The following is a 5,306-nucleotide window of genomic DNA, read 5'->3' as shown; positions in this document are numbered from 1 at the left end:
AATCCGCGCCCGCCGCCGACGCCCCCTCCGGCGAGGCCAGGCCCGCCCGTCGCGTGCGCCGCAAGGCCGTGGAGATCGACATCGACCTGCCCGCGCCGCCCAAGACCACGTCCGTGCGCACCGACCGCCGTCCCCGCCGCGACCAGAACGCCGCGCCGGCCTCCGGCGACGCCAAGCAGGCCCCCGGCGATCTGTTCGAGGTGCTCGGCATCGACGAGAACGCCGCCCGCGCGCCGCGCAAGGCCGCCAAGCCCGTCGACGACGAGCCGCTGCAGCTGCCGCGCCGCCGTCGTCGCGACCACGACGTCGAACCGCGCGAGAACGAGCACGGCAACGTGCGCGACCTCGACGACATCCTCGCCACGCTGCCCTCGCGCAAGGACGACAACGGCGACGACGACTTCGACCGCCGTTCCCGCCGCGACCGTTCTGACCGCCGCGACCGCAACGGCCGCAACGACCGCAACGACCGCGACGAGCGCCGCAACCGCCGCGACCGCAACGGCCGCGACGACCGCCGCAACCGCGACGAGCGCGACTACGACCGCGACGATCGCGCCGACCGTCGCGACGACTACCAGTCCCAGCAGGACGATCTCGTCCCCGTGGCCGGCATCGTGGACGTGCTCGACTCCTACGCGTTCGTGCGCACCTCCGGCTACCTGCCCGGCCCGAACGACGTGTACATCTCCATGGGCCAGGTCAAGAAGTACGGCCTGCGCAAGGGCGACGCCGTGCACGGCGCCATCCGCGCCCCGCGCGACAACGACCGCCGCAACCAGCGCCAGAAGTTCGTGCCGCTGCAGTCCATCGACTCCATCAACGGCATGAGCGTGGAGGAGGCCGCGAACCGCCCGCAGTTCGCCAAGCTCACCCCGCTGTACCCGCAGGAGCGCCTCAAGCAGGAGACCACGCCCAGCAAGATCACCGGGCGCATCATGGACATCGTCTCGCCCATCGGCAAGGGCCAGCGCGGCCTGATCGTCTCCCCGCCGAAGGCCGGCAAGACCATCACCCTGCAGAACATCGCGAACTCCATCGCCACCAACAACCCCGAGGTCCACCTCATGGTGGTGCTGGTGGACGAGCGCCCCGAAGAGGTCACCGACATGGAGCGCACCGTGCAGGGCGAGGTCATCTCCTCCACGTTCGACCGCCCCGCATCCGACCACACCACCGTCGCGGAGCTCGCCATCGAACGCGCCAAGCGCCTCGTGGAGCTCGGTCAGGACGTGGTCGTGCTGCTCGACTCCATGACCCGCCTCGCGCGCGCCTACAACATCGCCGCGCCGGCCTCCGGACGCATCCTGTCCGGCGGTGTGGACGCGCAGGCCCTGTATCCGCCCAAGAAGTTCTTCGGCGCCGCCCGCAACATCGAGAACGGCGGCAGCCTCACCATCATCTCGTCCGCGCTGGTGGAGACCGGCTCCAAGATGGACGAGGTGATCTTCGAGGAGTTCAAGGGCACCGGCAACATGGAGCTGCGTCTGAGCCGCGAGCTGGCGGACAAGCGTCTGTTCCCGGCCATTGACATCAACGCGTCCGGCACCCGCCGCGAGGAGCTCATCACCCCGCCTGCCGAGCTGGCCGTCATCTACGGCCTGCGTCGCGCGCTCGGCGGCATGGAACCCGAGCAGGCGTATCAGACGCTGGTGCCGCGCCTCAAGAAGACGCCCACCAACCGCGACTTCCTCGCGGCCATCACGTCCACGCTCCCGCAGAACAAGTAGCGGCGGCGGACGGACGTACGGTTCGCACGGCGTCCCGCGTTGCGCAACGTGCCATCGGGCTTCGGCTCGGTGGCACGTTGCGTTAGTCTGGACACCATGAGCGATACCGAACAGGGCGACTGGCTCCGGCCAGCGGACAGCCAGACCCAGACCAATCCCAACGACCCCGCGGCCGCACCGATCAGCGCCGCCGCCATCGCGCAGGCGTCGTCCGTCAGCGACGAGATCGAAGCCGAACGCTCCTCCACCATCGACGAGGAGGCCGCCGCGAAGAACCCCGAGGTCGCCGAAGCCGTGAAGCGCATCGAGGCGCTTCGCCAGACCATCGACAACATCGACGGCGCCGTCATCCACCTGCTCGCCGAACGCTTCAAGGCCACCGCCGCCGTGGGCGTGCTCAAGGCCGGCGCCGGATTCGCCCCCGCCGACTACAAGCGCGAGGACTACCAGATCGCCCGCCTGCAGCGCATCGCCATCGACGCCGGGCTCGACACGAACATCGCGGAGATGTACCGCGAATTCGTCGTCACCGAATCGAAGAAGCGCCACAAGCGCATCGCCGACGCCGGGGGAGACCCGGGCGTGCTCGACGTGTTCGCCTGAGTCGACATCCTGAGTCGACATCTCGCCCTCATCTGTCGAACATATGTCGAGCATCCGTCGGACGTCCGTCGCGACGCGTGGCGTAGAGTGGAATCCGGCCTCATACACGGCCTTCACATACGGCTTGCGGCTTGCGCATACGGCTGCACGGAAAGGAACCGCACGGCGATGACGAACGGATCGAGGGGACTGGCACGCATCGGCGCGGCCGGGGTCTCCGCGGTCGTCTGCATCGGCATGATCGCCGCGGTGCCCTCCGACGGCATCGCGACGCGGACGTGGGACGCGCGGACCGCTTCGTCGGCGCGGACGGCCACGGGCGGCACCGCCGAATACGCCAAGACGCAGACGGTGTATGCGCTGACGAACGACGACGGGACCATGGGCGACCTCATCGTCGACAACGTCTTCGACGTCACCGGGCCGGGCACCATCGAGGACGTGACCGGCGCCGGCACTGCGACCGGCACCGACGCAAACGCCGCCGTGCAGCGCGCCGGCACAGTGCAGCGTCTCGACGCCGCGCAGCCGGGCACCCTGACCTCGCGGACCATACTGCCCGCCGGCGCCAAGGCCCTGCCGTGGACCGTGACCGTCTCCTACAGTCTCAACGGCCCCGACGCCGACGCCAGGACCGTCACCGGCGCGGACGGGCTGGTGGGCATCCGCATCCGCGTGGAGCCGAACCCGCTGGCCGACACGCGCTACGGGTGCGACGATCTGCCGCTCGTCACGTTCACCGTCCCGCACGACGTCACGTCGAACGTGGCCGTGTCGGACGGCGCTGTGGTGAGCGACGACGGCGACGACCATCGCGTGGCGATGCTGGGCGCGCCCGGCGTCGCCAACGAATGGGACTGCTATCTGACCGCGAAATCCTTCCGCCTCGGACGCCTGATCGTGGCCGCCGTGCCCGCGGACAACGGCGACACGGCCGGCGCCGGCGATGCGTCCGCGGTGCGCGACCGGCTGACCGCGCTCGCCGCCGGCACCTCCGCGCTTGCCTCGACGGGCGACGGCGCGGGCGACGACGGCGCGTACGCGGACGTCATCGGCGAACTGCAGACGCTGCGCGATCAGGAACGCGCCAAGGCGGCCGGCGAGGTTCAGGCCAAGCACGACGCCTACGTGAGCCGGTTCGGCGTCTACATCGACCGCTACGTGCGTTCCTACGCGGCGCACATGTCCGGCACGCCCGGCACCAAGACGCAGATGGGCGCGCTGATCGGCATGACCGGCGAACTCACCGGGGACACGCCGCTCTCGCAGTCGGTGAGCGACCTCGCGTCCGCGGTCAACGAGATGAGCGCCGCGCACGAGCACGAGGGTGCCGCGGACGTGATCGACGAGGTGATCCGCCGCATCCGCCAGCGCGGCACGAGCGGTCTCGCGGCCGACCTGACCGTGCGCCAGGGCAAGGAGGCGGCCGCCGGCAAGTCGCAGTACTCCGAGGGCCAGGGGCAGCTCGCCAACGCGATGATCCCGTTCTCCATGGCGTACACGGACGCGTTCACCGCGCACCGCAACGACGGGCTCGGCGTGGACGCGGCCATCGCGCAGACCAACGCGGACTTCGGCGGCGGCGCGTCGATGCAGCGCTACACGACGCAGATCTCCGCCGCGCTCAAGACCATGGCCAACGCCTCGAAGCGCACCGGCGCGGGCGCGATGCTGGGGACGATCGTCGACCGCTACGGCGCGCGGTTCGACGCCGAGGCCGCATCCGCCGATGCGGGTGCCGGCGGCGGCGCGGGGGCCACGGACGGCGGCGACGCCAAGGTCGCGGCCGCCGGGGGAGACGGCATCGCGGCGCTGGGCTCCAATGAGGGAAGCCCGTTCCCGGGCACGGCATCGGCCGCCGCGGGCGGCGCGGCCGGCATCCGCCCGTCCGACCCCACGCTGCTGCTGGAGGTGGGGCAGAGCGACCTGTTCGACCGCACCGCCACGCTGTCCGAATGCGGCGCGGCGGTCACGGCGGCCACGGACCTGCTGCTGCCGGAAGGCAAGGAGCCGTCCGACGCGGTGAAGGCCGTGCTGGCCGGAACCGCCGGCGCTTCCGGGGCCGTGCGCGCCTACGATGCCGCGGCGCTCTCGAGCGACGTGGTCTCCCGCGACAACACGCACACGACGTCCGCGAGCTTCCTCATCGTGCTGCCCGAGGTGGGGGACCCGGACGCGATCGCCGCGGCCGGAACGGACGGTTCCGCCGGCACGCAGATTCCCGGCCTCGGCGCCATCGTCGGCAAGTTCATGGGCTGAGGCGTCTCGGCGCGCGTGCGGCGCCCGGGCTTCGCCGAATGTATTGACGGCATATGTATGGTGGCAATACCATGGTGTCATGGACGAGTTGCATTTCGAGTGGGATGATGCCAAAGCCAGGATCAACGTCAGCAAGCACGGCGTGACGTTCCAGGAGGCCGCCACGGCGTTTCTGGATCCCTATGCCCGAGTCATCGATGATCCGGAGCATTCCGACATGACGGAGGAGCGCCTCATCCTGATGGGCATCAGTACGAAGGCAAGACTCCTCGTGGTGGTCCATTGCCAGCGGGAGACCCGCAACACGATATGGATCATTTCCGCCCGAAAGGCCAGCAAATACGAATCACAACAGTATGGGAGGTTCTACGATGCTCGATAACTACGATTTCAGTGAATCAAGGCCCAATCCCTATGTGAAGCGGGAGAGAAAAGCCGTGACCATGAATCTCGATCAGGTCGCCATCGACTATTTCAAGAACATGGCGGCGGAGACCGGCATACCGTACCAGAATCTGATCAACCTGTATCTGGTGCAATGCGCGCGCGAGGATAGGAAGCTCGTGTTCTCCTGATCGAATCAATGTGGCTCTTCCGATTTTGGTGTGTAAGGGCCGTGCGGTTTCATTCGGTGTGTGATTGAAAAAGTGAAGGAAACCGCGCGGCTTGTCAACGAGTCTAGCGCGTTCGACGGCCGGGTCCTGCTCGGCCTGG

Annotated in this window: 5 protein-coding genes; all 5 read left to right on the top strand. The window is 68.9% G+C overall.

The annotated features are described in order from the left end of the window. Positions 1-1,730, top strand: a 1,730-nt coding sequence (gene rho / locus G1C96_RS10010) for a transcription termination factor Rho (RefSeq protein WP_240945209.1), incomplete at its 5' end; no start/stop codon positions are given. Positions 1,731-1,979: 249 nt separating this feature from the next. Continuing rightward, the gene (locus tag G1C96_RS10005) at positions 1,980-2,333 is read left to right on the top strand and encodes a chorismate mutase (protein ID WP_243386694.1); all 354 of its coding nucleotides are present in this window, start codon (positions 1,980-1,982) and stop codon (positions 2,331-2,333) included. Between the two features lie 168 nt (positions 2,334-2,501). Further along, positions 2,502-4,592 (top strand): hypothetical protein, encoded by a 2,091-nt coding sequence (locus G1C96_RS10000; RefSeq protein WP_169276441.1) that lies wholly within the window; start codon positions 2,502-2,504, stop codon positions 4,590-4,592. 79 nt (positions 4,593-4,671) lie between these two features. Further along, complete coding sequence (locus G1C96_RS09995) at positions 4,672-4,974, top strand: BrnT family toxin (RefSeq protein WP_169276440.1); 303 nt, start codon at positions 4,672-4,674, stop codon at positions 4,972-4,974. 55 nt (positions 4,975-5,029) lie between these two features. Beyond that, entirely contained in the window at positions 5,030-5,167 is a 138-nt protein-coding gene (locus G1C96_RS09990) for a hypothetical protein (protein ID WP_205832132.1), read from the top strand. Positions 5,168-5,306 lie beyond the last annotated feature (139 nt).

Origin of the sequence: Bifidobacterium moraviense (assembly GCF_012932365.1) — a bacterium.
Lineage (GTDB): Bacteria > Actinomycetota > Actinomycetes > Actinomycetales > Bifidobacteriaceae > Bifidobacterium > Bifidobacterium moraviense.
This window is presented reverse-complemented; position numbering and strand designations above follow the sequence as displayed.